At 68.8% G+C, this 25,946-nt stretch carries 27 protein-coding genes; 20 read left to right on the top strand and 7 right to left on the bottom strand.

Annotated elements, in window-relative coordinates:
- Positions 1-163: 163 nt before the first annotated feature.
- Both QM517_RS05835 and QM517_RS05840 read right to left on the bottom strand, forming a co-directional pair.
- A complete protein-coding gene (locus tag QM517_RS05835; protein WP_076677883.1) occupies positions 164-469 on the bottom strand; it encodes a hypothetical protein in 306 nt (101 codons plus the stop codon).
- 32 nt (positions 470-501) lie between these two features.
- The gene (locus tag QM517_RS05840; RefSeq protein WP_076677885.1) at positions 502-1,149 is read right to left on the bottom strand and encodes a DUF6349 family protein; all 648 of its coding nucleotides are present in this window, start codon (positions 1,147-1,149) and stop codon (positions 502-504) included.
- A 345-nt stretch (positions 1,150-1,494) separates the two neighbouring features.
- Between QM517_RS05840 and QM517_RS05845 the strand changes: the two genes are divergently transcribed.
- The 10 genes from QM517_RS05845 (at position 1,495) to QM517_RS05890 (ending at position 8,550) form a co-directional block, all read left to right on the top strand.
- The gene (locus tag QM517_RS05845) at positions 1,495-1,764 is read left to right on the top strand and encodes a hypothetical protein (protein ID WP_076677887.1); all 270 of its coding nucleotides are present in this window, start codon (positions 1,495-1,497) and stop codon (positions 1,762-1,764) included.
- A gap of 25 nt (positions 1,765-1,789) precedes the next feature.
- Positions 1,790-2,092 (top strand): hypothetical protein, encoded by a 303-nt coding sequence (locus QM517_RS05850; RefSeq protein ID WP_283285891.1) that lies wholly within the window; start codon positions 1,790-1,792, stop codon positions 2,090-2,092.
- Complete coding sequence (locus tag QM517_RS05855; RefSeq protein WP_259978497.1) at positions 2,089-2,625, top strand: hypothetical protein; 537 nt, start codon at positions 2,089-2,091, stop codon at positions 2,623-2,625. The genes QM517_RS05850 and QM517_RS05855 overlap by 4 nt, the downstream gene beginning before the upstream one ends.
- Before the next feature lie 11 nt (positions 2,626-2,636).
- On the top strand, positions 2,637-3,512 hold the full coding sequence (locus QM517_RS05860; protein ID WP_259978496.1) for an SMEK domain-containing protein: 876 nt from the start codon (positions 2,637-2,639) through the stop codon (positions 3,510-3,512).
- 40 nt (positions 3,513-3,552) lie between these two features.
- Positions 3,553-4,425, top strand: a complete 873-nt coding sequence (locus QM517_RS05865; RefSeq protein ID WP_259978495.1) for a hypothetical protein — start codon at positions 3,553-3,555, stop codon at positions 4,423-4,425.
- Between the two features lie 39 nt (positions 4,426-4,464).
- Positions 4,465-4,665: a hypothetical protein gene (locus QM517_RS05870; protein ID WP_259978494.1), complete on the top strand. Its 201-nt coding sequence runs from the start codon at positions 4,465-4,467 to the stop codon at positions 4,663-4,665.
- 48 nt (positions 4,666-4,713) lie between these two features.
- The gene (locus QM517_RS05875; protein WP_259978493.1) at positions 4,714-6,132 is read left to right on the top strand and encodes a recombinase family protein; all 1,419 of its coding nucleotides are present in this window, start codon (positions 4,714-4,716) and stop codon (positions 6,130-6,132) included.
- A gap of 89 nt (positions 6,133-6,221) precedes the next feature.
- Entirely contained in the window at positions 6,222-7,583 is a 1,362-nt protein-coding gene (locus QM517_RS05880) for a recombinase family protein (RefSeq protein ID WP_283287293.1), read from the top strand.
- 13 nt (positions 7,584-7,596) lie between these two features.
- Positions 7,597-7,929, top strand: coding sequence for a hypothetical protein (locus tag QM517_RS05885; RefSeq protein WP_259978491.1), 333 nt, complete (start codon positions 7,597-7,599; stop codon positions 7,927-7,929).
- Positions 7,930-8,550: a hypothetical protein gene (locus QM517_RS05890; protein WP_259978490.1), complete on the top strand. Its 621-nt coding sequence runs from the start codon at positions 7,930-7,932 to the stop codon at positions 8,548-8,550.
- Positions 8,551-8,556: 6 nt separating this feature from the next.
- On the opposite strand, the gene QM517_RS05895 is transcribed toward QM517_RS05890, so the two are convergent.
- The 3 genes from QM517_RS05895 to QM517_RS05905 form a co-directional block, all read right to left on the bottom strand.
- The gene (locus QM517_RS05895) at positions 8,557-9,693 is read right to left on the bottom strand and encodes a hypothetical protein (protein ID WP_259978489.1); all 1,137 of its coding nucleotides are present in this window, start codon (positions 9,691-9,693) and stop codon (positions 8,557-8,559) included.
- Entirely contained in the window at positions 9,690-10,733 is a 1,044-nt protein-coding gene (locus QM517_RS05900) for an ImmA/IrrE family metallo-endopeptidase (RefSeq protein ID WP_283285898.1), read from the bottom strand. The genes QM517_RS05895 and QM517_RS05900 overlap by 4 nt, the downstream gene beginning before the upstream one ends.
- A gap of 75 nt (positions 10,734-10,808) precedes the next feature.
- Entirely contained in the window at positions 10,809-11,375 is a 567-nt protein-coding gene (locus QM517_RS05905) for an ATPase, T2SS/T4P/T4SS family (RefSeq protein WP_283285899.1), read from the bottom strand.
- Between the two features lie 405 nt (positions 11,376-11,780).
- Here QM517_RS05905 and acs point away from each other — a divergent pair, with 405 nt between their 5' ends.
- The 8 genes from acs to QM517_RS05945 all read left to right on the top strand — a co-directional run bounded on the left by acs (position 11,781) and on the right by QM517_RS05945 (position 21,437).
- Entirely contained in the window at positions 11,781-13,736 is a 1,956-nt protein-coding gene (acs, locus tag QM517_RS05910; RefSeq protein WP_283285900.1) for an acetate--CoA ligase, read from the top strand.
- 157 nt (positions 13,737-13,893) lie between these two features.
- Positions 13,894-14,556: a GntR family transcriptional regulator gene (locus tag QM517_RS05915; protein ID WP_278102276.1), complete on the top strand. Its 663-nt coding sequence runs from the start codon at positions 13,894-13,896 to the stop codon at positions 14,554-14,556.
- Positions 14,553-16,079 (top strand): MmgE/PrpD family protein, encoded by a 1,527-nt coding sequence (locus QM517_RS05920; protein ID WP_283285901.1) that lies wholly within the window; start codon positions 14,553-14,555, stop codon positions 16,077-16,079. The genes QM517_RS05915 and QM517_RS05920 overlap by 4 nt, the downstream gene beginning before the upstream one ends.
- Positions 16,079-16,996 (top strand): methylisocitrate lyase, encoded by a 918-nt coding sequence (prpB, locus tag QM517_RS05925; protein WP_283285902.1) that lies wholly within the window; start codon positions 16,079-16,081, stop codon positions 16,994-16,996. The genes QM517_RS05920 and prpB overlap by 1 nt, the downstream gene beginning before the upstream one ends.
- A gap of 2 nt (positions 16,997-16,998) precedes the next feature.
- Positions 16,999-18,174, top strand: coding sequence for a bifunctional 2-methylcitrate synthase/citrate synthase (locus QM517_RS05930; RefSeq protein ID WP_303655453.1), 1,176 nt, complete (start codon positions 16,999-17,001; stop codon positions 18,172-18,174).
- Between the two features lie 95 nt (positions 18,175-18,269).
- The gene (locus QM517_RS05935) at positions 18,270-19,046 is read left to right on the top strand and encodes an electron transfer flavoprotein subunit beta/FixA family protein (protein WP_283285904.1); all 777 of its coding nucleotides are present in this window, start codon (positions 18,270-18,272) and stop codon (positions 19,044-19,046) included.
- 10 nt (positions 19,047-19,056) lie between these two features.
- Positions 19,057-20,025: an electron transfer flavoprotein subunit alpha/FixB family protein gene (locus QM517_RS05940; RefSeq protein ID WP_283285905.1), complete on the top strand. Its 969-nt coding sequence runs from the start codon at positions 19,057-19,059 to the stop codon at positions 20,023-20,025.
- Positions 20,026-20,390: 365 nt separating this feature from the next.
- The gene (locus QM517_RS05945) at positions 20,391-21,437 is read left to right on the top strand and encodes a cytochrome b/b6 domain-containing protein (RefSeq protein WP_283285906.1); all 1,047 of its coding nucleotides are present in this window, start codon (positions 20,391-20,393) and stop codon (positions 21,435-21,437) included.
- A 6-nt stretch (positions 21,438-21,443) separates the two neighbouring features.
- Here QM517_RS05945 and QM517_RS05950 read toward each other — a convergent pair whose 3' ends face one another.
- Both QM517_RS05950 and QM517_RS05955 read right to left on the bottom strand, forming a co-directional pair.
- On the bottom strand, positions 21,444-21,911 hold the full coding sequence (locus QM517_RS05950) for a RidA family protein (protein WP_283285907.1): 468 nt from the start codon (positions 21,909-21,911) through the stop codon (positions 21,444-21,446).
- A complete protein-coding gene (locus QM517_RS05955) occupies positions 21,908-22,126 on the bottom strand; it encodes a hypothetical protein (protein ID WP_077052697.1) in 219 nt (72 codons plus the stop codon). The genes QM517_RS05950 and QM517_RS05955 overlap by 4 nt, the downstream gene beginning before the upstream one ends.
- 109 nt (positions 22,127-22,235) lie before the next feature.
- Here QM517_RS05955 and QM517_RS05960 point away from each other — a divergent pair, with 109 nt between their 5' ends.
- On the top strand, positions 22,236-24,953 hold the full coding sequence (locus tag QM517_RS05960; RefSeq protein WP_283285908.1) for a transglycosylase domain-containing protein: 2,718 nt from the start codon (positions 22,236-22,238) through the stop codon (positions 24,951-24,953).
- Positions 24,950-25,873 (top strand): metallophosphoesterase, encoded by a 924-nt coding sequence (locus QM517_RS05965; RefSeq protein ID WP_283285909.1) that lies wholly within the window; start codon positions 24,950-24,952, stop codon positions 25,871-25,873. The genes QM517_RS05960 and QM517_RS05965 overlap by 4 nt, the downstream gene beginning before the upstream one ends.
- Positions 25,874-25,946: the final 73 nt, after the last annotated feature.

A 25,946-nucleotide genomic window follows, 5' to 3' on the forward strand; every position in this document is an offset into this window, starting at 1 on the left:
CTTCACGGCAAAAGAACGGGCCGACAGGCCTTGACTGCCGATCGGCTCCGTCCGATCGTCCGATGCCGGCGGCTGCTCCGTCTGCCGCTGGGTCCCATGATGCTCTTCTGCCGGGATTAGTACTGTTCCCGCCAGTCGTGTAACGGAAACAGTACTAATGGGGTTAGTCATGTTGTTGTGTCTCAGCGACGCGCGCGGCGACCGCGCATACGTCGTCGGGGGTGACTTCCTCGAGCAGGATGGTGCGGCTTCCTTCGTCCAGGTCGATCCACCAGACGGGGCGAACGGTGTGGGCGTCGATGCCGACGCGGTGGATGGGCAGTTCGCTGTCGGGGTCGACGGGGCCGTAGTAGAGCTGGGCGGTCCACTCTTCGGCGCCCATGTCCACGTAGAGGGTCGTCGGGAACGGGAGCAGCTGGGCGAGATCGTCGAGCAGGGTTTCGACGTCGCGGGGGGTGAGGTTCGTCATGGTCGATCCAATCTGTAACGGGATTAGTACTATTAGGGCTTGTTGGGGGCGGAGAGGTCGAATCCGCCGAAGGGGCTGTAGTTGGGTATGTGGCGGCTGCCGTAGCTGGGGCGTTCGGTGAGGATGGGGGCGCCCGGAACGCGGAACGCGGGCGTGTAGTTGTCCTCGAGCCAGGCCTCGAGCTTCGGCGTCATGCTGGTGGGGCCCATTCCGCCGCGGAGCTTGCCGGGAAGGGTGGGAAGGTCGCGCCAGCCGGGGAATGCGTGGTCGTGCCAGGCCTCGACGCATTCGGCTTCGGTGCCGATGTGGTGCCAGGAGCAGCGGGAGCAGATGGCCTGGGCGGTGATGCTGCCGACGCACTGGCAGAGCGGGCCGAGAGGGTCGCCAATCTTCCGCGAGTCGTGGGCTCCTGCAGCGCACCGGAGGTCGACGTCGTACAGGTCGAACGTGTGCTCGCCGATATCCATGTGACGGACGGTGTAGCTGCGGTGCCACATCTTGGACAGGAAGACGCTGTTGAAGTGGCCGTTGATTTCGACCCAGCGGCGCCAGGCCGCGTCGAGCTCGTCGGGGTGGTGGTAATCGGTGACCAGCTGTCCCAGCGGCATCCCCGTCCATTGCGGCAGACCCGCAACGTGGTCTTCGTGCATCAGGTCGTTGATCATGTCCATCAGCGTCATGGTCTCTTTCCTTTCTCCTCCACGTTTTTTTGCCGTGAAGGCGGTTTTCCGCCTTAGCAACCGAAGGGTGCAGTGCAACCCGAAGGGCGGGGGAGGAGAGAGTTTCGGCGCGAAATAAGGGAGCGTAGCGACCGCGTGCCGAAAGTCTCGGGGGAGCCGGTGGCGTAGCCACTTGAACGGAGCCCGGAGGTAGCTACGACCGCAGCGAAGCGGAGGGAGCCGCCGAAGGCTTCACGGCAAACAAACGGGCCGTCAGGCCCCAGCTGGTCGGCGTAGCCGGCTCGATCACCTCGCGGAGTGAGGCGGGGTGAAGTGCCTACGGCTTGGGCGCGGGCGGGAGGGGAAGTGCTCGCGCATGCGCGCGATCACCGCGGCGATCTCGTCCGCGTTGGCGCGGATCTCGGCTCGGCGTGCGGCCTCGTGTGCAGCTTCGAGCGCCTGACGCTCGGCACGCCGCCGACTCTCAACCTGCAGCTGCAGGAACGGAGCGGGAGAGCCGGCGTCGACGGTGGCGCGAAGCAGCCATACGAAGTACCCGAACGGATCACGCTGGGATGCGACGTCGACGAGAGGGATACGCCGCTCAAGGCGGCCGCGCTGGATTGCGTCGAGTAACGATTCAGCAGTCCATCCGCGCCCTGTGAGGCCGTGGGCGATCAGCACGTCGCAGAGCTTGCCGAGGTGCGAGGTCGCACGGTCCAGCCACGACATCCGCGCACACAGGCCCGCGGCCCTGCTCAAATCGCTCACTGCGGGTGTCGCCGGCCGCAAGCACTATTGCAAAGGGAATAAGCGCCACATCCTCCTCAAGGGCGACCGGATTTTGGTGATCAAGATCGAGCGCGACAGCTTTCACTACTGCCTTGCCTGCGGACTCAAGTTCATCGCCACTGCCCGGAAAGACCTCACCGCGCTCGAGACCGACCTGCAGGCGACACAATGACGTTTGGACCCCACCCGACAACATGGACCTTCGCGCTCGATGCACGATCCACCCACTCGTCGATCATCGCGGCCGATGAAAACTCGTCCCCGATCTTCATGACGCCCGATGCAGTCTCCGCGCATGCCGGAACATTTGCGCGCACGACGAGCACTCCGACGGACGTGGCCGCGCTCCTTCAGCTGTCCGTCGCCCTACTTGAGACCAGCGTCGTTCACTACGAGTTCGCCGCGCTCGCACTGGAGAAATGCCTGCAGGCCATCGAGGCAGCCCTTCGCCACCGCTTCTCCGCAGGCAAGAACACCACCTTTAGCGAACTGATACGGCGCTTCCAGCGCGAGACCCATCCCGAACCCGAAATGGTAGAGATGCTGACGTTCGCCCGGGAGTTGAGGAACATGGCCGCGCACCCCACTACAGCCCCGGCCCTTCCAATCGTCGTCACCGTGTCTTCCATCCACCGATCCCACGATCTCGTGGCCGAGATATATCCCGAGCCCAGAGACAGCCCATCGACCTTGGTCGCAAAGTAGAGAGAAGTCCGATGGAAGAGAGCGTCGTCAAGGCCCGGATCGTCGACCGGATGAGCCTGCTGGAATCACACGTGACAGGTCGAGTCGCGCACAGTCTCAACGACGTGACCTCAGCCCTGGAAGTGCTCTACCGGGAGGTCCTCAACCTCACTCACGGATGGAACCTCACCGCAGCGAACTTCCCGGACCGCAACTTCCCAGCCGTCGACCTACACGATGCCGCACGACGCTTGGCCGTCCAGGTCACCGTGACCTGCGACACCGACAAGATCGTTGAAACCCAGGACACCTTCGAACGGCACAACCTCGACGCCCGATACGATCGCCTGATCTTCGTCGGGATCAAGTCCGTCAAGAAGTCGAGCAAGCTGGCGCCCTGGGCCGAGCTGTTCGCTCAGAGCAAGCTGCTGAATCTCGAGAACCTCAACCTTGCTCAGCTGTGGGCTCTCGACGATCGACTCGCAAAGAGCATTCCGTGGCATCAGTTCACCGAGCAGTCTGACCGACACTGCTTCGACGTCGTCCTCGGGGTCCTCGACCGCGATGCGATCAGGCATATGACCCATGTCGAGGGCGACTTCGACGACATGCTCGATGCGCTCCGGCAGGTCAAGCAGATCATCAACCAGGGCCAGGTCCGCGGAACTCGGATCCAGGCGAAGCCGATCTCGCTCTATGACACGGCCTACGTTCAGATCCTCGAAGATATCGATACCCACGTCGGTCGCATGGCGAGCATCGTCAAGCGGAACCTCCAGCCCTACAACTTCCTCCCCCACCCCGCCCCTGACGAGGTCGATCGGGAACGCCGACAACTCGTCGACGAAGTCAACGACTTCTGCGCAACTCACGGGCACGACCGCCGACTCCACACATGGGACGGGTAGACGGGCATCCAGGACATCAGCAACAGACCAGGAGGGTGACATGAGGCCAGAGTTCGAGGAGTCACAGTTCGCCGTCTTCTTCCAGGACGACCTCACGCACAGAAACCACGCAGGCGTTGAGCTGGCGCCCATCGGTCAGGTCCTTGAAGCGAAAGCCGGGTTCGATCTGGGCGGGTGGCTCCCTCACGCTCATCCGATGTGGAGCCTGTTGCACTCCGCACCGCTTCCTGGCCTGTCGAGACCGGCATGGAACCCGAATCTCAGTCCCACAGCGGCCGTGACGTCGAAGGCTCTCAATGTCTTCTTCCAGTTCAAACGCTCGGACTACCTTCACCGGCCTTACGCGACCTACTTCGGCGACCTCGGCGGTCCCTACTGGCGCTTCCACGTGGACCGAACCGACAACGTCGGCAGCCTCCCGCAGCACGAGTTGCTGGAGGAGCTGGAAACGCGCACGGCGGACCTGGGGCTCGTGCGGTACGTCGCACCGATCTGCCATACCTACACGGAACTCGAAGCTCTGTGCGACGCCAGGGGACTTCTCGAAGAATGCGTCTACGTCGCACCCACACGGTTCGCGCCAGCCCACACCACCTGCGCATACACGAACGCCACGAACATGATCGTCAATCCCGACCCGGAAGCGACAAAGGCAGACACCTGGAGCGACATCCGCGACGCGCTGGGCGAACTGGCAATAGCTGCGACGGACATCGACGATCTTGTCGGCAGAACCGCGGAAGTCGCGTTCTCACTGGGCGCCCGACGACCCGACCAAATGCGATACCCGTGGCGCGTACCTCGGGGACTGCCATACGAGACTCGTACCCTCATCCAGACCTATCTGCCGGCCGCTGAGCTCCTCTTTCGTGCACGGCTCGAGTGGCTCGTCGCCCTAGTTCCCGCTCGTTGAGCACTAGTTCGGTCTCGGGCGCGGGACTATCCTCCGGGAATGGGTTTGATCCAGTGGGACGGCATCTATGGGGAGTCCGACACGTTCCTCCCCAACGAGGACGTCGCCGCCGCCATCCTGGAGGCCGAAACCCTTTTGCGGGAGCGTCCGCACGCGGATTCGCACGGCGGGCTGCCGGACCTAGATGAGGCGCGCCGGTGGAGGCTGCAAGGCCGAACCGGCCCGCCTCCAGCAAGCTAGTCCTACGCGGCACCGCACCCTGGAGCCGGGAACGGGACGGGGCAGACGGTGGATGTGGCGGTGTACTTGCGGATCTCGCAGGACCGCACCGGTTTGCACGCCGGCGTGCAACGTCAGCAGGAGGATTGCCTCGCCCTCGCCGACCAGCTCGGCTTCACGGACCCGCAGGTGTTCATCGACAACGATGTGTCCGCGTTCGACGGCGGACGCCGCCCCGGCTACGACGCACTCGTCGCGCGGATCCGTGCTGGCGTCTCGCGGGTCATCGTGTGGCACGTCGACCGTCTCTACCGGCAGCCCAGGGAGTTGGAGGATCTGATCGCTCTGGTCGAGCGCCACCCGGTGCGCATCGACGCGGTCCGCGGCGGCGGCTTTGACTTAAACACCACCGAGGGTCGCCTGATGGCCCGACAGCTCGTGGCGATCGCCGCCTACGAGTCCGGGCACAAGTCCGACCGGGTCAAACGCGCCAACAAGCGCCTGGCCGAGCAGGGCCGCTGGCACGGGCCTGCTCGCTACGGGTACGCAGCCGGAGGCGTGCTGATCGCGGAACAAGCAGCCGTGGTACGGCAGATGGCAGACCGTTTCTTGGCTGGAGATTCGATCCGCTCGATCACGACCTGGTTGAACCAGTCCGGTATCCCACCTCTGCGAGCCGGGGGCGGCACGTCCGGCCTGTGGCACTCGCAGACGGTGCGCAGCGTCCTGGCGTCCGCTCGGATATCCGGACAGCGCGCCTACGCACCCGACACCCGCGCCGACCCTGCAGGCGGGCGAGAAATCCTGGCCCCCGGCGATTGGGAACCGATCATCACCCCGGAGGAGACCGAGCAGATCAGGGCGATCCTCGCCGATCCTGCGCGTCGCCGTACCGCCCCGGCACGCCGCACCCTTCTCGGGGGTATCGCGCAGTGTGGACTGTGCGGTGCCGGGCTCACTATCGCCGGGCACACCTCCTCCCCCGGCGCTGCATCGACCTTGCGGTACGTCTGCCAGAAGGATCCTTCCCGGCCCGAGCGCGGCGGCCTGAGCATCAGCGCCACCCACCTCGATGACTACGTCACCGAACGCGTCCTGCACCGGCTCGGCCACCCACGGCCGTCCGAGAACACGGAGTCGACGACCGCGGTGCTGCGGCGGATCGTGGACATCAATGCCCGGATTGGGCAGCTTGAGGAGGATCGCAAGGCCCGGACGATCACCGGCGGCGAGTTTCGGGCGGGCCTCCAGGCGGCGGAGGATGCCCTGCGGGCAGCGGAGCAGCAACTCGTTGCCGCTGGAGGCGCCGTCGCCCTCTACGCCGCACCGATCGGCAACCCAGCGGCACTGGAAACCTGGTGGCACAGCCTCGACACCACGGATCGACGTGCCGTGATCACTACCCTCATCAAGAAGCTGAACGTAGCCCCCGGCAGGCGGGGCCGGAGCTTTGACCCGACTCGGGTCCGCATCATTTACAACCCCTGACGCCGAGCCTGGCAGCTTGCTCGCCACGGGCGGGACGCTGCGGTGCGCCCGGGTAGCACTGGAGCACTCTCATACAACTCAACACCGCCCTGGTCTATCTCCGGATCTCCGTCAACCGGACCAGCGAGCACGCCTCCATCCGGCAGCAACGCGATGACTGCGCCGAGCTGGCGGACCGACTCGGATATACGCGCACGATCGAGTTCGTCGACGAAGCCGTCTCCGCCTACCAGGACCGGACCCGCCCCGGCTACCAGCACCTCCTCCAGCAGATCGAACGCTCCCCCACGGCGACAGTAATCGTGTGGCACCTGGATCGGCTCTATCGCCAATCTCGTGAGCTCGAGCAACTCCTGGATCTGCTCGACAGCCATCCGGTGAGAATCGAATCCGTCCAAGGCGGATCCTTCGACCTGAATCGACACGAGGGACGCCTGTTCGCCCGTCAACTCGTATCGTTCGCCAACTACGAGTCCGCGCACAAGGGCGCGCGCATCGCCCGGGCGCAGCAACACCGCGCCGGGAGCGGGCTCTGGCATGGCAGAGCCGCCTATGGCTACCTCCCCGGCGGCCGAGTCCACGCCACGCAGTCCGGCGTCGTGCAACGCATCGTCGACGACTACCTCGTCGGCATCTCCGCGAGCACGATCGCTCGAGAGCTCACTGCGGCCGGCCTCCCGAGTCCGACGGGCCAGCCATCGTGGGGTGAGACGACGATCCGCTCGATCCTCCGCAGCGATCGACTCCATCGGCGGCGCCTCGATCGGAGCCGACAAGCCGAGGTCCCCGGCCAATGGGACCCGATCATCACACCGGACGAGTCGATGCTCATCCAGGCGTTCCTGATCGCTCCTCGCCGTGACGCTGCGCGCTCATCCAGCAGCCTTCTCGGGGGCATCGCACGTTGCAGCAGTTGCGGGAACCGGCTCGTCGCGGGCGTCACATCTCGTGGCCGACGCGTCTACTCCTGCCGCAGCGCGAGCGAGCACTGCAACGCCCGCGTCGCCGATGCCGACTACATGAATCTTGTAGTCGAGTCGCGCGTTCTCGCCGAGATCGAACAGCACACCATCACCTCCGACCGCCTGGCGGATTTGAACAGCCTGCTCATCGGACTGCGGAGCGCTCGAGAGCAGCTGCGGACGCTCTCGGCCGCTTTCGGCGGCGGCGACCTAGACCGACCCGCCTACCTTGACCAGCGGCGCCACCCCATCGCCGCAATCAAGAGCCACGCCGTCGACCTGGCTGCACACAGCAGCCACCGCCTGCTGTCCACCGGTGCCGACGCACTCCGCCAGCGCTGGAAGACGGCGTCGCTGTCATTCCGACGAGCACTGATCTGCGCGATACTCACGGCCTCCGCAGCCGAAGATCGGTCGCCAGCCGTGACAATGCTCCGTCCAACGGTCGGCGCGTCCGATTCGTCACTATTCAAGATACCGGAATCTTGAATATGATAGCGTCGTGGAGAACAGGGTGGGGACGGAGCAGTCGTGGTCAAAGACGCTGTTCGGCAACCAGCACATGCTCCACGTCACCAGCGCGATCGCCCAGGGCGCGGTCGAGTTCACTTCGCCCCAACTCGAACGAGCCACCAGCCTCGGCGCGAGCAGCGTGCACAGGCTCCTCGGGATCTTGTGCTCGGTGGGTCTCCTGTCGCGCGTGGAGCGGCGCAGCGGTGAGCGGACGCAGCGCTACCGCCGGGAGAGCCACCCGTTCTGGAGAGCCATGTCCCAGCTTCGGGAACGCGCCCACGCAGGCGCGGACGCACCTATCACTGCGGGGAAGGAGGCATAGATGACTCGGCTCGTTGTGAACAGCGCCGCCGCCGATGTTCCGTCGGTACGCGTGCCGCTGCGCCTGGGACGGCTGGACGTCGTCATCGACGTTGACCTTGATCAGCATGAGCTCCGCCGACGTCAGCGAGACGGTTGCCGACCGCTCCTTAACCTCGACCTACTCAATGTGCTCGTGGCGATGCCGCACGCTGCGACGGTCAGCAAAGAGGCGATGTCGGACTTCGACTGGAGACTGCTGATGATCGGCGCGCGCAGCGGCGCCGTCGAGATCAGCACCGCCCACGGCGCCGCCGGCGCGATTCGGCGTGCATCGCCGCCACTCAGCGTCCGGCACGTGACGGTGGCTGCGGCCCGCTGGCGCGACGGGCTTAGCGTCGCGTCGCGTTTCGCACCCTATGGTTCGCGAGAGCTGATCCTCGACCGCCTTCCGGCCGACGACGTCGAGCTGCGCCTCGAGGCCGGCTACCTCGGGATCGGGATCTCCGTGCGCGGCGACAGCGTCGACCAGACACCAAGTCGCGTCATCGAGCCTGCGCCGTTCGCCCCCGCTCGGTACACCGGGGCGTCGTGGCTGTTCGCCGAACGCCTGCTTGCCCAGCAGGCGACGATCGACGCCTAGGCCTGTTCAGCTCTCGCGGAGCCACTCCTTGACATCCGGGGTGAGATTCACCTCGACGCCGATACGGCCCTTCAGCGCCTGCCGCTCGTACTCCACGTCGAGCAGCCGCTGCTTCCACCAGGCGGCGATCTGCTCGGGGGTGTAGCCGTCGATCTCGCGCCGCATGACAGTGGTCTCGTGCAGGTTGTGCAAGTGGGCCTCGAGGCGCTGCTCGTCCGAGCCGTTGAACCGGTCGATCGCGCGGCCACCGCAGTGCGGGCACGGGCACGTTTCGGGCGCGGCGCTGGCGAACCAGTCCTGCTGCATCTTGCTGCTGCGCCGGTACCGAAGGAGCTTGCGCAGCAGCACGTGCGGGGACATGTCGCTCTTGTCGGAGGAGAAGCCCCCCTTGCCTGGCAGGGCGATCCGTCGCAGGCTCGGGAGCTGGCCGATCACCGCTGCGCGAGCACCGTGGGCGAGCGCATCGAATGCGCCGAGGTCTGCACGCCAGGGCATCGCCCACGATGCCGCCTCGAAGAGGCGACGGTAGCCCGGGATCGCGCCAGCGTGCTCCAGCGGGTTCGAGGAGCTGTCGACCAACGCGATCGCCACCGGGTGTTGGCTGCGCTTGATGATCGCGATGAGCTGCTTGATGTTCGCCTTGTCCAGCCACCGGTAGTGGATCGGCAGCAAGAACACGAAGTCGTCGCGCTTGAGCTTGTTCACCATCTCGAGGGCGGCCTTCATGGCATCCGAGTCGCCGGCCTGGAACACGGCGGTCGGCGTGACGGCGACGGTCGCACCCGCCTGCAGTTGCGCGTCCAAGACATCGTCGAGTCCCTCGGGGAAGATCCCCGAGACGTCGAGCATGAACGGGAGCTCCCTGGTCGCCCAGACCGAGGTCGAGGTGGGCTCGATCATCATCACGAGGTCCGGGTAGTTCTTGCGCAGCGCGCGCAGCGTTCGGTGCGCCACGGCACCGGCGATGACAAGTCCGCTCACCACCGGGTCGACGTGCGGGGCGGTGGCCTCGGCCTCGCCGCTGGCGACGACCAGTACGCGGGTACCGAGGCGCTTGGCGGCCCGGGTGTCGGCGGGATTCGGTGCGGTGCCGATACCGCCGGGCGGGCGGCCGCCGCTACCGGTGATGATCTCGGTGCTCATGCCGTCCCTCCTGCGTACAGCTCGATGAACTCGCCCTCGGTCATCCGCGCAGACCGAGCGATGTCTGCAATGGTCTCTCCGGATCCCAGGCGCTCCTGGATGACCCGCGGCAGCAGCGCGGGATTCTCGCGAGGAACCTCTACCGGTTCATTCGTCCGGTAGCCCGCACGGGACAGCTCTACGTTCAATTGCCGGTACTGCGCATCGTTGACCAGGCCGAGGTCCCGTCCGCGGCGCAGCAACGCCGCCATCGAGACACCCCACGTGGCCTTCAGCTTCGCGAGCTTCGGGATGGTCAACCCCTCCAGCTGCGGACGGATCGCGGCGGCTGGCATCAGGAACTCGCTCGCGAACCGGTCCGCCTCGCTCTCCTGCTCCTCGGTCGGCACCTGGTGCATCACCGCATGCGCGAGCTCGTGCGCGAGGGAGAACCGCTGGCGGTCTGCCGGCGCGTGGTCGCCCAGCAGCACCAGCGGCGAACGTCCGGTAGGCCAGCTCACGATGGCGTCGATCCTCGTTGAGCCCAGGGGCCGGGTCACGACGACGACCCCGGCCTCCTCGAGGGCACGGGCGAGATGCATCACAGGCGCCTCGGGGACGCCGAGCGCGGATCGAACCTGGCGAGCGATGTCTTCCGGACTGTCGAAACCGTCCTCGGGCAAGGGGATCCGCTCCAGACGCAGCTGGGGCGCCCAGCGCCCGAGGATGCCCGCGACCTGCACGTGGGTGAGGTCAAGCTCGGCACGCAGCTGGTTGACCTTCGACACCGGAAGGGTCGAGCGCTTCCGATGGAACACATACGGCGAAGAGCCGACTTCTGAGACCGGCATCGAGATGAGGTCCTGAGGCGCGCCGAGCGCTTCTGCCAAGACCGCCAGCCGTTCCTCGTCCAGGGCGATCACGCCGCTCTCCGCCTTCGAGAGCAGGCCCTGCGAGATCTTGGTCTCCTGAGCCAGGTCGTGCTGGGTCAGTCCGCGCGCGACCCGCACCGTGCCGAGCATGATTCGGCCGGGCTCATCGATCGCGCTGAGCAATGACATGGTTGTAGGTTACCGCATCCTTCGCTCAAATCAACATTCAATATGCAAAAATATTCCTGCGCCCGCGTTGCGTGTCTACTCCCCCGGCTGCGGCGACCGCTCTGCAGTGGCGTCACTTATGCCATGTGGTATTGCCCGCCCCGGTCGCTCCCGAGATGAGGACGTTCGAGCGTTCATCCACCATCTCCTCGAGCTGCGCGCGGATACCCGGGGGAACATCCCCGTCGCATCCAGCGCCTCGAGGTCGGGGGCGTCCCACCGCGGAACCCGGATCGAGATCGCCGTCCCGCGCACGGCGACCGGCGCGAGCACCGCGTGCACCCTCACCCCCCGTTCGAGCCGGACGTCGACGCAGGGAGCGGCGTCGTCGAGGTGTCGGCCCCCGAGTGCGATCAACCGCACGGCGAGCCGGCGCACCTCGGCTTCGCTCGCCCGCCACGACGGCACGCGTTCGGCTCCGCGCCCCCGGTCGAGGAAGAGGCCGTCCTCGCCGTTCACGAACACGTCGCTGACGTCGGGGTCGTCGAGGAACGGACGGAGGAAGGCCAGTCCCGGGTCGGCCCAGGCCGACGGCATCCCGGCGAGCGGGGAGGGCGGTGGGGTGGCGGATTCCGGAACGGGGAACAGGAGCGGGGAGATCACACCGACGACGGTAGGAAGACCGCGCGTCCCGGCGCGGGGCCGATGGACTCATCCGTGGAGAGGTCCGCGACTTCGCGGCCTGGGGAGGAACCGACGGCCCGTCGAAACGGGCCCGGAAAAAAGAGGGGGCGGCATCCCGTCAATGGGGGGCGAGGGATGCCGCCACGCGCCGGGGAAAAATTGGGGGGCTCCCCCCGACGCGCTGCCGGAAGCGATGTTCGGGCAGGGACAAGACTAACCGTCTCGCGCCCCGGAAGGAACCGGATGGCTCGAAAAGCGAGCGATATATCAGCTGGGTCGTTTTCGTCGGATGCCAACTATCGGAGGTAACCGCCCTCCGCGGCGGAGGGATAGCGTGACCGTGGCGCGAGGACGCGCCGTGCCTCGACCGCGAAGGAGCGCCAGATGAGCAGCCAGATCGATCATCTCCTCAACGAGACCCGCCGTTTCGCCCCCTCGGCGGAGTTCGCCGCGAATGCCGTGGGCGACGCGAGTCTGTACGAGCGCGCCGCAGCCGACCGGGAAGGCTTCTGGGCGGATCAGGCGCGCGAGCTCCACTGGCACACGCCGTTCACGACCGTGCTCGACTGGTCGAACCCGCCGTTCGCCGACGGCGAGCTCAACGTCGCGTACAACTGCCTCGACCGGCACGTGGAGGCCGGCAACGGCGACCGCATCGCGCTGCGGTGGGAGGGCGAGCCCGGCGACCGGCGCGACGTCACCTACGCCGAGCTCACCGACGAGGTGAAGCGCCTCTCGAACGTCCTCCTCGACCTGGGCATCGAGCGCGGCGACCGCGTCGCGATCTACCTGCCGATGATCCCCGAGGCCATCGCCTCGATGCTCGCCGTCGCCCGGATCGGCGCCGTGCACTCGGTCGTCTTCGGCGGCTTCTCGGCTGACAGCCTCCGCTCCCGCATCGACGACGCCGGCGCGAAGCTCGTCATCACGGCCGACGGCGGCTGGCGCAAGGGCAAGGTCTCGCCGCTCAAGCCCGCGGTCGACCAGGCCCTCGCCGACCGCAACGGAGCCGGCATCCAGGAGACCGTCGAGCACGTGCTGGTCGTCCGGCGCGGGAAGAACGACGTCGAGTGGACCGACGACCGCGACATCTGGTGGCACGACGTCGTGCCGCAGGCCTCGTCCGAGCACGAGGCCGAGGCCTTCCCCGCCGAGAACCCGCTGTTCATCCTCTACACCTCCGGCACCACGGGGAAGCCGAAGGGCATCCTGCACACGTCCGGCGGCTACCTCACCCAGGCGGCGTTCACGAATCGGGTCGTCCACGACGTGCACCCCGAGACCGACGTCTACTGGTGCACCGCCGACATCGGCTGGATCACCGGCCACACCTACGTCGCCTACGGCCCGCTCGCCAACGGCGCGACGCAGCTCCTCTTCGAAGGCACCCCCGACACCCCGCACCCCGGCCGCTGGTGGGAGCTCATCCAGAACCACGGCGTGACCGTCTTCTACACCGCGCCCACCGCGATCCGGTCGTTCATGAAGATCGGCCGCGACGTGCCGCAGAGCTTCGACCTGTCGTCGCTGCGCCTGCTCGGTTCGGTCGGCGAACCCATCAACCCCGAGGCGTGGATCTGGTACCGCGACATCATCGGCGCCGACCGCGCGCCGATCGTCGACACGTGGTGGCAGACCGAGACGGGTGCCATCATGATCTCGGCCCTCCCCGGGGTCACCGAGACCAAGCCCGGGTCGGCGCAGGTGCCGCTCCCCGGCATCTCGATCGACGTCGTCGACGACGCCGGCGAGCCGGTCGGCCACGGCAACGGCGGACTGCTCGTCATCACCGAGCCCTGGCCGTCGATGCTGCGCGGCATCTGGGGTGACCCCGACCGCTTCGTCGAGACGTACTGGCAGAAGTTCGCCGACAAGGGCTACTACTTCGCCGGCGACGGCGCACGCCTCGACGACGACGGCGACGTATGGCTGCTCGGCCGCGTCGACGACGTCATGAACGTCTCCGGCCACCGCCTCTCCACCGCCGAGATCGAATCGGCTCTCGTCGGACACGAGGGCGTCGCCGAGGCCGCGGTGGTCGGAGCGTCGGACGAGACCACCGGCCAGGCCGTCGTCGCGTTCGTCATCATCAAGAGCCGCTACATGAAGAAGAACGGCGTCGACGGCCTCGGCGACGAGCTGCGTCGCTGGGTCGGAGAGCAGATCGGCCCGATCGCCCGCCCGCGCGACGTCTACATCGTGGGCGAACTGCCCAAGACCCGATCCGGCAAGATCATGCGGCGTCTCCTCCGCGACGTCGCCGAGGGCCGCGAGGTCGGCGACACCACCACCCTCGCCGACACGGCGGTCATGAGCGTCATCAGCGCCCAGGTGAAGTGACGCGCTGAAAGATCGTGGATGCCGGGGGTCCTGGCATCCACGATCTTTCTTCACGCGATCACACGGTGTATACCAAGAACGCAACTAACGGGCCAGAGCGCCCTTCTCAACTCGCTTTTGTATACACTGGGGGGAATCGAGGGCGAGGAGGGATGCCATGCGCGCCAGCGACCGCGCCTACTCCGCACTCCTCGAGGAGATCCAGACCGGCGTTCTCGCCCCCGGCACCGTCCTCGGCGAGGTCGAGCAGTCCGCCCGCCTCGGCGTCAGCCGCACCCCCCTCCGCGCGGCGCTCGCCCGGCTCACCGCCGACGGGCTCGTCGCCCAGACCTCCCCGCGCATCACCGTCGTCACCGCGGTCGACGGCGACGACATCCGCGCGCTGTTCGTCGTCCGGCGGGCGCTCGAAGAAGCCGCGGCACGGCTCGCGGCCGCCTCCCCCCGCGCCGCCGAGTTCGCGGCCCTGACGGCCGCCTTCGACGCCGCCCATCTCGACGGCGAGGCCGCACGCGACGACTACTACCGCCTCATCGCGGACTTCGACGCGGCGCTCGACGAGGCTGCGGCCAACGACTACCTCGCCTCGGCGCTGCGCTCCGTCCGCACCCACCTCGTCCGCGTGCGACGTCTCGCCCGCTACCAGCCCGAACGGCTCGCCGCCTCGGTATCGGAGCACCGCCTGATCGCCGCCGCGATCGCCGCGGGCGATGCCGACCTCGCCGCCCACGCCACCCACGTGCACCTGCACAACGCCCTCACCAGCATCCTCGAGTCCCTCGACGACGCCGCGCCCTCGCCCCATCGAAAGGCCCTCGCATGACGATCACCCACCACCTCCGCGTCCACCGCAGCGATGAGAACCTCGCGCGCGAGGGTCAGCTGGCGTGGGCCCTGGCACGCATCGCCGTCGACCCGGTCGCGGTCGACGCCGACGTCGTGGACATGATCATCAACCGCGTCATCGACAACGCCGCCGTCGCGGCCGCCTCGCTCACGCGGCGCCCGGTGAGCGCCGCTCGTCAGCAGGCCCTCGACCACGCCGTCTCGATCGGCGGCGTCGGCGGGACCGTGTTCGGCTGCGCCCTCGAGCGTCGTTCCAGCCCCGAGTGGGCCGCGTGGGCCAACGGCGTCGCGGTCCGCGAGCTCGACTACCACGACACCTTCCTCGCCGCCGACTACTCGCACCCGGGCGACAACATCCCGCCCGTCGTGGCCGTCGCCCAGCACACCGGCCGCGACGGCGCGGCGGTCGTCCGCGCCCTCGCGACGGCGTACGAGGTCCAGATCGACCTCGTCCGCGCCATCTCGCTGCACAAGCACAAGATCGACCACGTCGCCCACCTCGGCCCCTCCGCCGCCGCCGGCATCGGCACCCTGCTCGACCTCGACCAGGAGACGATCTACCAGGCGATCGGCCAGGCGCTGCACACCACCACCGCCACCCGCCAGTCACGCAAGGGCGAGATCTCCACGTGGAAGGCGCACGCACCCGCCTTCGCCGGGAAGATGGCCGTCGAAGCCGTCGACCGCGCGATGCGCGGCGAGACCAGCCCCTCCCCCATCTACGAGGGCGAGGACGGCGTGATCGCGTGGATGCTGGGCGGACCGGATGCCACGTACGACGTGCCGCTCCCCGCCGAGGGCGAGTCCAAGCGCGCCATCCTCGACTCGTACACGAAGGAGCACTCGGCCGAGTATCAGGCCCAGGCGTGGATCGACCTCGCCCGCCGCCTCGGAACCGAGCGTCCCGAGCTGCGCGACCCCGCGAACGTGGCATCCATCGTCCTGCACACGAGCCACCACACGCACTACGTGATCGGCTCGGGCTCGGGCGACCCGCAGAAGTACGATCCCACCGCCTCGCGCGAGACGCTCGACCACTCGATCCCGTACATCTTCGCCGTCGCCCTGCAGGACGGCGCGTGGCACCACGTCGACTCGTACGCGCCCGAGCGCGCGGGCCGCTCCGACACCGTCGCCCTGTGGCACAAGATCACCACGGCAGAGGATGCCGAGTGGACGCGCCGCTACCACTCCGAGGATCCGAACGAGAAGGCCTTCGGCGGTCGCGTGGTCATCACGCTGACCGACGGGTCCGTGGTCGAGGACGAGATCGCCGTCGCCGATGCCCACCCGCTCGGCGCCCGCCCCTTCGCCCGCGAGGACTACGTGCGCAAGTTCCGCCTGCTCGCAGAGCCGGTGCTCACCGCCGACGAGATCGAGCGGTTCCTCGCCCTGGCCCAGCGCCTGCCCGAGCTCACCGCCGACGAGGTGCTGCAGCTCACGATCGTCGCGAAGCCGGGAGTCCTGGCCCTCGCGCCGGCGCCGAAGGGGTTGTTCTGATGCTGTACGCCCAGGCCACCCCTCAGCAGAAGCGGCGCGCGCTGCGCGAGAAGCTGGCATCCGGGGAGCTCGTCCGGATGCCGGGCGCCTTCAACCCCCTCTCGGCGCGGCTGATCGAGCGCAAGGGGTTCGACGGCGTGTACATCTCGGGCGCGGTCATCTCGGCCGATCTCGGGCTGCCCGACATCGGACTCACGAGCCTCACCGAGGTCGCCGGCCGCGGACAGCAGATCGCGCGCATGACGGAGCTGCCCGCGATCATCGACGCCGACACCGGCTTCGGCGAGCCGATGAACGTCGCCCGCACGATCCAGACGCTGGAGGACGCCGGGCTCGCCGGCACCCACATCGAGGACCAGGTCAACCCGAAGCGCTGCGGCCACCTCGACGGCAAGAGTGTCGTGGATGCCGACACCGCGATCAAGCGCATCCGCGCGGCCGTCGACGCCCGACGCGACCCGGACTTCCTCATCATGGCCCGCACCGACGTCCGGGCCGTCGAGGGCCTCCCTGCCGCGATCGACCGCGCGAAGGCCCTGGTCGACGCCGGCGCCGACGCGGTGTTCCCCGAGGCGATGCGCGACCTCGGCGAGTTCGAGGCCATGCGCGCGGCGCTGGACGTGCCGATCCTGGCGAACATGACGGAGTTCGGGAAGTCCGAGCTCTTCTCCACCGCGCAGCTGCAGGGCGCCGGCGTGAACCTGGTCATCTGGCCCGTGTCGCTCCTGCGCCTGGCGATGGGGGCCGCGGGCCGGGGCCTCGACGCCCTGGCATCCGAGGGTCATCTTCGCGGCCAGCTCGGCGAGATGCAGCACCGCGCCGACCTCTACGACCTGATCGACTACGAGCACTACTCGCGCTTCGACGCGAACGTGTTCGACTTCACGGTCGCCGACAGCCGAGCCACGAAGGAGTGAGCATGAGCGACGCAGAGATCAAGAAGGGTCTGGCCGGGGTGACGGTGGACTACACCGCCGTCAGCAAGGTCAACCCCGAGACCAACAGCCTCCTGTACCGCGGATATCCGGTGCAGGAGCTCGCCGCGACGCAGTCGTTCGAGGCCGTCGCGCTTCTGCTGTGGAGCGGCGACCTCCCCACCGCCGAGGAGCTGCGGGCGTTCGAGGAGTTCGAGCGCTCCCACCGCGAGCTGGATGCCGCCGTCCGCACCACGATCGATCTGCTCCCGCTCGACGCCCACCCCATGGACGTCGCCCGCACGGCGGTGTCGGTGATCGGCGCACTCGCTCCCGCGGCCGACGTGGCCGACAACTCCGCGGCCTCCGACCTCGCGAAGGCGAAACTGCTGTTCGCGAAGATCCCCGCGATCGTCGCGTACGACCAGCGTCGCCGCCGCGGCGAGGCGCTCGTCGAGCCCCGCGCCGATCTCGACTACGCGCGCAACTTCCTCTGGATGACCTTCGGCGAGGAGGCCGACGAGGTCGTCGCCCGCGCGTTCGCGGTGTCGATGGTGCTGTACGCCGAGCACTCGTTCAACGCCTCGACCTTCACCGCCCGCGTCATCACCTCGACCACGGCCGACCTGTACTCCGCGGTCGTCGGGGCGATCGGGGCGCTCAAGGGCGCCCTGCACGGCGGAGCCAACGAGGCCGTGATGCACATCCTCGACGAGATCGGCTCGGCCGAGAACGTGGGTCCGTGGCTGGACACCGCCCTCGCCGAGAAGCGCAAGATCATGGGCTTCGGCCACCGCGTGTACAAGAAGGGCGACTCGCGCGTCCCCACGATGAAGGCGGCGCTCGACACGCTCGTCGCGCACTACGGCGCCGACGACCTCGCCGCGCTGTACGACGCCCTCGAGACGGAGTTCGTCGGCCGCAAGGGCATCTACCCCAACCTCGACTACCCGTCCGGGCCCGCGTACCACCTGATCGGTTTCGACACCCCGACCTTCACGCCGCTGTTCGTCGCCGCGCGCGTGACGGGCTGGACGGCGCACATCATCGAGCAGGCGGCATCCAACGCCCTCATCCGTCCGCTCTCGGCCTACAACGGCGTCGACGAGCGGCACATCGACGGATACATCGCCAGCGACGCGGAGCGGGAGGCCGCCGAGCGCGACGAAGAAGCGCAGTGACTCCGCCGCCCCGACCCGGGGCGGCGAGGTCGGCCCCGCACCCGGGGCCATGACACGGATCCCGCGACGCGGCGGGATCGGACGAGGAGAGATCGATGAAGATCGTGGTCCTGGTGAAAGACGTGCCCGACACGTGGGGCGAGCGCAGACTCGACCTCGAAACGGGGCTCGCGCGGCGCGACGAGAGCGATCACGTCCTCGACGAGATCGACGAGCGCGCCCTCGAGGTCGCCCTGGCCTTCGCCGACGGGCATCCGGATGCCGAGGTCGTCGCCGTCTCGATGGCGCCCGAGGCCGCCACGGCCACGCTGCGCAAAGCGCTCGCGATGGGGGCCCACTCCGCGGTCCACGTCGTGGACGACGCCCTGCGCGGAGCGGACGTCGCGCTCACCGCCGAGGTGCTGGCGGCCACGCTGTCGCGCGTCGGCTTCGATCTCGTCGTCGCCGGGAACCTCTCCACCGACGGCGCGGGCGGGGTGCTCCCCGCCATGCTCGCCGAGCACCTGCGCGTGCCGCACGCCACATCGCTGTCGGACGTCGAGATCGGGGATGCCACGGTGTCGGGCACCCGGACCACCGAGGCCGCCACCGCGCGGGTGTCCGCGCCGCTGCCTGCCGTGATCTCGATCACCGAGGCGCTGCCCGACGGCCGCTTCCCCACGTTCAAAGGCATCCTGGCGGCGAAGAAGAAGCCGTTCGAGACGCTCTCGCTCGCTGACCTCGGACTCGACGCCGATCCGGCGCGGGCGCCGTGGTCGATCCTCACGTCGGTCGCCGCACGGCCCCCGCGGGCCGCCGGGACCACGATCGTCGACGAGGGCGACGCCGGGGAACGGCTCGCGGCGTTTCTCCTCGAGAACCGGCTGGCGTGAGGGGACGACGATGACCGACACCATCCTGGTCCTGCTCGAGACCGCCCCGGGCGGCGGGCTCGCGAAGACCGCCGCCGGCCTGCTCGGCGCCGCGCGCGGCATCGGCTCCGCCGTCGCGCTCATCGTCGCCGACGGCGACACCCGGACGCTCGCGGACGACGCCCGCGCCGCGGGTGCCGAACGCGTCCTCGTCGCCCCCGACGACCCCACGGCCCTGACCGGACCCGCCGTCGACGCCCTCGACGCGGCGTTCGCGCAGCTCTCCCCCGCCGCCGTGCTCCTCCCGCACACGGTCGACGGACGCGACGTCGCGGGACGCTTCGCCGCCCGTCGCCGTCTGCCCCTCGCGATGGATGCCGTGGGCCTCGACCGCGACGACCTCGGCGTCCTCGCCCGGCACTCGGTCTTCGGCGGCGGATTCGACGTGACATCCGGCTCGACTCTCGGACCGCTCGTCGTGACCGTCCGCCCCGGGGCGATCGACGCGCGCGCGGAGGCCGTGCCGGACGCCGCCGTCGAGACGCTCGAGGTGACCTCTTCGGGCCTTCCCGCCGCCCGTGTCGAGGACGCCCAGCCGGTCGTCGCGACGTCGACCCGTCCCGAACTGCGGGGCGCCGCCGCCGTGGTGTCGGGCGGGCGCGGCGTCGGCTCGGTCGAGGGGTTCGCGCTCGTCGAGCAGCTCGCCGACGCACTGGGAGCCGCCGTGGGCGCGTCCCGCGCGGCGGTGGATGCCGGCTACGTCGCCGCCGCGGCCCAGGTCGGGCAGACCGGGGTCTCGGTGTCGCCGCGGCTGTACGTCGCGCTCGGGATCAGCGGCGCGATCCAGCACCGGGCGGGCATGCAGACGGCGCAGACGATCGTCGCGATCAACAAGGACCCGGAGGCGCCGATCTTCGCCATCGCCGACCTCGGCATCGTCGGCGACGTCTTCACCGTGGTGCCCCAGGCGATCGCCGCTCTGGAAGCGAAGCGCTCATGAACGGCGTCCTGCGCCGAGGGCTCCCTCGCGTGCCGGGCGGGGAGCCGTGGCCGCCGGCGGGCGACGGCGCCGATCCTTCCGGCGGAGTTCTCGCCCGACCCGCCGTCGCGGACGAGGCCTCATCGGAGAGTCGTGCGGAGAGTCCGCAGGAGGGCGCGCCGTCGCGGCCCCCGACGACGGAGGACGTGCTCCCCGTCACGCCTACCGCCGTCGCGCCCGCGCCCGCGTCCGCCGAGACTGCTGCCTCGGGCCTTCGGCGAGGGCTCCCCCGCGTGTCCGGGGGCGAGCCGTGGCCACCGGCCTCCGCGCTTCCCGCCGCCGCTCCCGCGCGCCCCGCCGCCGCTCCCGCGGATGCACTCGCGCGCGTGCCGAGCAGCACGGCCACGGCATCCGCCGGTCCCGTGGCATCCGCTTCCCCACGCCCGCCGCTGCGAGGCCGACAGAGCGTCTTCCCGACGGCGTCGTCGGAGCGGTGGATCGCCCTGCGGGCGGAGCGCATCGGACGCGAGCGCACGCGCGACGTCGCGGCTCCCCGGCGAACCGGGATCGTTCTCGTCGGCGCCGTCGGTCTGGGGTTCGCCGCGGGGATGCTCGTGCTGCTGATCCGCTGGCTCCTGAGCACGCCGGCGGGCGTCGCGTTCCTCACCGCCTATCCGGGCGAGTATCCGCTTCCCGCCGCCGCCCCCGTCGGCCTTCCCGCGTGGCTCGGGTGGCAGCACTTCCTCAACGCGTTCTTCCTCGTGCTGATCGTGCGCTCGGGTCTCCAGGTGCGACACCAGAAGCGGCCGTCCGCATTCTGGTCACCGCGCCGCGAGCCGAAACGGAAGATCAGCCTCACGCTGTGGTTCCATCAGGCGCTCGACGTGCTCTGGATCGCGAACGGCGTCCTGTTCCTCGTGCTGCTGTTCGCGACCGGGCAATGGATGCGGATCGTCCCGACGTCGTGGGAGGTGATCCCGAACGCCCTCAGCGCGGCCGCGCAGTACGCGTCGCTCGACTGGCCCACGGAGAACGGATGGCTGAACTACAACGCCCTGCAGCAGCTGGCGTACTTCACGATCGTCTTCGTCGCGGCCCCGCTCGCGATCGCCACCGGGGTCCGCATGTCGGGGGTCTGGCCGCGCAACGCGACCCGCCTCACCCATGCCTATCCGGTCGAGTGGGCGCGCGCCGTCCACTACCCCGTCATGCTGTTCTTCGTCGCGTTCACGGTGGTGCACGTCGGACTCGTGCTCGCCACCGGTGCGCGCCGCAACCTGAACCACATGTACGCCGCGCAGGACGGTGACGGCTGGCTCGGAGTGGTGCTGTTCGCGGCGTCGATCGCGGTGATCGCCGCCGCGTGGCTCGCCGCGAGACCTGTGGTCCTCGCCCCGATCGCCCGCCTGTTCGGCAGCGTCGCGACGCGCTGACGGCGGTCAGGCGACGGTGAAGACGACCTCGACCTCGACCGGGCTGTCCAGCGGAAGCACCGGGACGCCGACCGCGGAGCGGGCGTGCGCACCGGCGTCACCGAACACCTCGCCGAGGAACTCGCTCGCCCCGTTGATGACGCCCGGCTGACCGGTGAACTCGGGCACGGATGCCACGAAGCCCGTGATCTTCAGGACACCGGTGAGGTTGTCGACGCCGCCGATGAGCGACGCGGCCGCGGCGAGGGCGTTGAGCGCGCTCTGCCGCGCGTAGGTCTTGGCATCCGCGGGGGACACGAGTCCGTCGCCCTCGCCGACCTTGCCGGTCGCGGGGAGCGCGCCCTGCACCATCGGAAGCTGGCCGGAGGTGTACACGAGGTCGCCGTGACGCTTCGCCGGGATGTAGGCCGCGACGGGCGGGACGACACCGGGCACCTCGACACCGAGCGCCGCCAGGCGCTCCGAGACGCTCACTCCTGGCCCTCGAACTGGCGAGCGGCGGTGGCGGCGGCACCGAGGCCGGCGTTGGCCTCCCCGCCACCCACGGGACGCTTGAAGTACGCCACGAGGCCACCCTCGGGGCCGGTCACGACCTGGACGAGCTCCCACCCCTGCTTGCCCCAGTTGTTGAGGATGGCAGCGGTGTTGTGGATCAGCAGCGGCGTGGTGAGGTATTCCCACGTGGTCATCGGGGCTCCCGGCGGGTCGGCTCGGCGGTCGAGCGAGAGGGTGGACGCGTACGCGCGCGAGCGCACGCCTTCAAGGCATCGCCCAGCAACGTCGCTTAGCATCAAGCCTATGCCTGAGAACAAACGTACGGCCAGCGGCGCCCTCGGGGGCATCGTCGGTCTCGTCGGCCTGAGCGCAGCCGCCGGCCTCCTCGTGACCGCGGCCGTCACCCCGGCGATCGCCGTTTCGGGCCTGGCGGCGTCGAGCGCGATCACGATCTTCGACAACATGCCGAGCTACCTCCAGCCCGACAAGCTCATGCTGCCGACGACGCTCATGGCCGGCGACCAGGTGCTCGCGAAGTTCTACGACCAGAACCGTTCGCCGGTGACCTTCGACCAGGTCAACCCGGTCATGTACGACGCGATCCTCTCGTCGGAAGACCCCCGCTACTACCAGCACGGCGGCGTCGACCTCATCGGCACGACGCGCGCGCTCCTCAGCAACGCGGCCGGCGGCGCGACGCAGGGTGGGTCCTCGATCAGCCAGCAGTACGTGAAGAACGTGCTCGTGCAGCGATGCGAGCGCAGCGCCAAGGCCACCGACGCCGTCGAGGCGACCGACACCACCCCTGCCATCCCCGCGATGACGCGGGACGAGGCGCTGCAGAAGTGCGCACTCGAGGCGATCCAGGCCGACGGCGTCGAGGGCTACCAGCGCAAGCTGCAGGAGATGCGCTACGCGGTGCAGCTCGAGAAGCAGTACACGAAGGACGAGATCCTCCTCGGCTACCTGAACATCGCCAACTTCGGTGGCGTGACGTACGGCATCGACGCCGCCGCCAAGCGGTACTTCAACGTGTCGGCCGCCGATCTGAACATCGGTCAGGCCGCGGTCCTCGCCGGCATGGTGCAGAACCCCAACCGTTTCCGCATCGACCTGTCGGGTGGCTCGATCGTGGATGCCGACGGCGTCGCGTACAACAAGGCAGCCGACGGCTCGATCGACGACGTGGAGCAGAGCACCATCCAGGCGCTTTACACGCTGCGCGACAACGGCGAGATCACGCAGGAGCAGCTGGTCGCGGCGGCCGACGGGTACAGCGAGACGAAGGGGCGTCAGCTGTACGTCCTCAGCCGCATGGAGGACGACGGCAAGATCACGCACGAGCAGTTCGTCCAGTACGCGCTCGAGCCGATCACCCCGAACCTCACGTCGACCTCGCAGGGGTGCGCGGTGTCGGCGGCACCCTACTTCTGCCAGCTCGTCGTGGCCACGATCCTGAGCGACCCCGCCTTCGGCGCCGAGGACGACGATCGTGTCCAGGCGCTGCGTCAGGACGGACTCACCATCCAGACGACGCTCGACCTGCGGATGCAGGAGGCGGCGCAGAACGCCATGAACAACGTCGTGCCGTCCAGTGACGACAGGCTGAAGCTCGGGTCGACCGCGCTCAGCCTGGAAGCGAAGACCGGGCGCGTTCTGGCTGTCGCGCAGAACACGAAGTTCCCCGAGGATCCGACGCAGTCGGAGAACGATCCGTCCTACAGCTCGATCGTGTTCGCCGGCAACAGCGAGCTCGGCGGCTCCATCGGCTTCAATGCCGGATCGACCTTCAAGATCTTCACCCTGGTCGACTGGCTTGAGAAGGGGAACTCCCTCAACGCACAGTTGAACGGGCGTCTCCAGCCCGTGCCGAACATGAAGAACTCGTGCACGGGTCCCTGGGTCAACACCGACCGGTACCAGATCGAGAACTTCGATCAGAATCCGGGTTACTACGGCACACCCCTGCGCTTCACGAAGGAGTCGTTGAACACCGGCTACCTGGCGATGGCCGCGCAGCTCGACCTCTGCGACATCGCCAACGTCGCGAAGAAGATGGGCGTCGGCACCACCGGCGACGGCAAGCCGATCACGATGGAGAACGCCAACGAGGTCATCGGTAGCGACAACGTCTCGCCCCTGGCCATGGCCGGCGCCTTCGCCACGGTCGCCAACGGCGGGTCGCACTGCCAGCCGAAGCTGATCGACAAGGTGACGGATGCCGACGGCGCGGAGCGTCCGATCCCCGATCGCACCTGCGAGACCGTGCTGACCCCCGAGGTCGCCGCCACCGCCGCCTACGCCCTGCAGGGCGTCATGAGCAGCGGCGGCACGGGCCAGACCGCCAACCCCCAGGACGGCACTGCTGTGCTGGGCAAGACCGGTACGCACGAGGCCCACGAGACGTGGATGATCGAGTCGTCCACCAACGTCACGACCGCGGTCTGGGTCGGCAACTGGGACGGTGGCAGGGAGACGCTGTTCCGGAAGTACGCCAACGGGTACCAGCTGAGCGACATGCGCTACGCGGTCGCCCGCCAGGTGCAGAGTGCGGCCGACGAGTTCTACGGCGGAGACCGGTTCCCCGACCCCGCGCAGAACCTCTTGCGCACGGTGACCAAGGACGTGCCGAACGTCGTGGGGCGCAGTATCGACGAGGCCCGGTCGACGCTGCAGAGCGCCGGCTTCTCCGTGACGGTGGGCGACCCGGTCGACGCAGAGTTCGGTGGCGACCGCGTGGCCGAGCAGAACCCCAGCGGCTCCGCTCCCGCCGGCGCGACGATCACCATCAGCCCCGGCAACGGCCAGGGCGGAACCGTGCCGGACGTCTCCGGCCAGAACCTCAACGCGGCCCAGTCCGCTCTGAAGTCGGCCGGATACAACAACCTGTCGGTGAGCTGCAAGGACGACAGTGGGGCACCCGACGAGGGTCGTGTCACGGCAACCAACCCCGCCGGCGGCACCTCGGCGAACAAGAGCACCGCGATCGTGCTCGACGTCGTGAAGAAGAAGTGCCAGTGACGCGTCCCGTCGTGACGGCCGCCCTCGCGCCCCTCGGGGTCGCGGGGGCGGCCGCTGTCGGCGCCGCGGTCTGGGGCATGGGCGTCGAGCGGTATCTGTTCACCGTCCGCTACCACGCGGTGCGCGTGCTCCCGAAGGGCGCGGATGCCGTGCGCGTCCTGCACGTCTCCGACGCGCACATGGCTCCCTGGCAGCATCGCAAGCAGGAGTGGATGGCACGGCTCGTCGAGCTCGCGCCCGACCTGGTCGTGAACACCGGCGACAACCTCGGCCACCGCGACGGGCTCAGCGGCATCCGCACCGCTTTCGCCCCGCTGCGCGGTGTGCCCGGGCTGGTGGTCCACGGGTCGAACGACTACCAGGAGCCCGCGCCGCGCAATCCGCTGCGGTACTTCACGGGGCCTTCGGGGAGCGTGCCCGACCACAAGCACCTCGACATCGACGCGCTCGATCGCTTCTTCACCGACGACCTCGGCTGGAGCATCCTCGACGACACCGCCGTGTCGCTCGAGGTGAAGGGGCTACGCCTCACCGCGTTCGGGGTCGACGACGCCCACCGCAACTGGGACAAGCCCGAGCTCATCCCGCCGGTCCTGTCGACCCTGGATGCCGCCGATCTGACCCTCGGCGTGATGCACGCCCCCTACCGACGGACGCTCGACCGCTTCGTCGATCTCGGCGCCGACGTGCTGCTGGCCGGCCACACGCACGGGGGCCAGGTACGCGTCCCCTTCAGTCGGAAGGCGCTCGTCTCGAACTGCGACCTTCCGCTCGACCAGGCGCGCGGGCTCAGCGACTGGTCGCACGGCGGCCGGACCGTTCCCCTGAACGTCAGCGCCGGGCTCGGGCACTCCATCTACGCACCGGTGCGTTTCGCCTGTCGGCCCGAGGCCACGCTGCTCACGCTGCTGCCGCGCTGACGCCTTCTCCCCCGTCGCCGAAAGGGTCGATCCATCCACGGATCGGCCCTTTCGCACGTCGCGCGAACGCGCC

This window comes from Microbacterium sp. IEGM 1404, from assembly GCF_030056775.1.
Lineage (GTDB): Bacteria > Actinomycetota > Actinomycetes > Actinomycetales > Microbacteriaceae > Microbacterium.

Coding starts and splice junctions, on each gene's coding strand:
- QM517_RS05835 (WP_076677883.1), bottom strand. CDS start 469: ATGACGAACCTCACCCCCCGCGACGTCGAAACCCTGCTCGACGATCTC.
- QM517_RS05840 (WP_076677885.1), bottom strand. CDS start 1,149: ATGACGCTGATGGACATGATCAACGACCTGATGCACGAAGACCACGTT.
- QM517_RS05855 (WP_259978497.1), top strand. CDS start 2,089: ATGACGTTTGGACCCCACCCGACAACATGGACCTTCGCGCTCGATGCA.
- QM517_RS05860 (WP_259978496.1), top strand. CDS start 2,637: ATGGAAGAGAGCGTCGTCAAGGCCCGGATCGTCGACCGGATGAGCCTG.
- QM517_RS05865 (WP_259978495.1), top strand. CDS start 3,553: ATGAGGCCAGAGTTCGAGGAGTCACAGTTCGCCGTCTTCTTCCAGGAC.
- QM517_RS05870 (WP_259978494.1), top strand. CDS start 4,465: ATGGGTTTGATCCAGTGGGACGGCATCTATGGGGAGTCCGACACGTTC.
- QM517_RS05890 (WP_259978490.1), top strand. CDS start 7,930: ATGACTCGGCTCGTTGTGAACAGCGCCGCCGCCGATGTTCCGTCGGTA.
- QM517_RS05895 (WP_259978489.1), bottom strand. CDS start 9,693: ATGAGCACCGAGATCATCACCGGTAGCGGCGGCCGCCCGCCCGGCGGT.
- QM517_RS05900 (WP_283285898.1), bottom strand. CDS start 10,733: ATGTCATTGCTCAGCGCGATCGATGAGCCCGGCCGAATCATGCTCGGC.
- acs (WP_283285900.1), top strand. CDS start 11,781: ATGAGCAGCCAGATCGATCATCTCCTCAACGAGACCCGCCGTTTCGCC.
- QM517_RS05915 (WP_278102276.1), top strand. CDS start 13,894: ATGCGCGCCAGCGACCGCGCCTACTCCGCACTCCTCGAGGAGATCCAG.
- QM517_RS05920 (WP_283285901.1), top strand. CDS start 14,553: ATGACGATCACCCACCACCTCCGCGTCCACCGCAGCGATGAGAACCTC.
- prpB (WP_283285902.1), top strand. CDS start 16,079: ATGCTGTACGCCCAGGCCACCCCTCAGCAGAAGCGGCGCGCGCTGCGC.
- QM517_RS05930 (WP_303655453.1), top strand. CDS start 16,999: ATGAGCGACGCAGAGATCAAGAAGGGTCTGGCCGGGGTGACGGTGGAC.
- QM517_RS05935 (WP_283285904.1), top strand. CDS start 18,270: ATGAAGATCGTGGTCCTGGTGAAAGACGTGCCCGACACGTGGGGCGAG.
- QM517_RS05940 (WP_283285905.1), top strand. CDS start 19,057: ATGACCGACACCATCCTGGTCCTGCTCGAGACCGCCCCGGGCGGCGGG.
- QM517_RS05955 (WP_077052697.1), bottom strand. CDS start 22,126: ATGACCACGTGGGAATACCTCACCACGCCGCTGCTGATCCACAACACC.
- QM517_RS05960 (WP_283285908.1), top strand. CDS start 22,236: ATGCCTGAGAACAAACGTACGGCCAGCGGCGCCCTCGGGGGCATCGTC.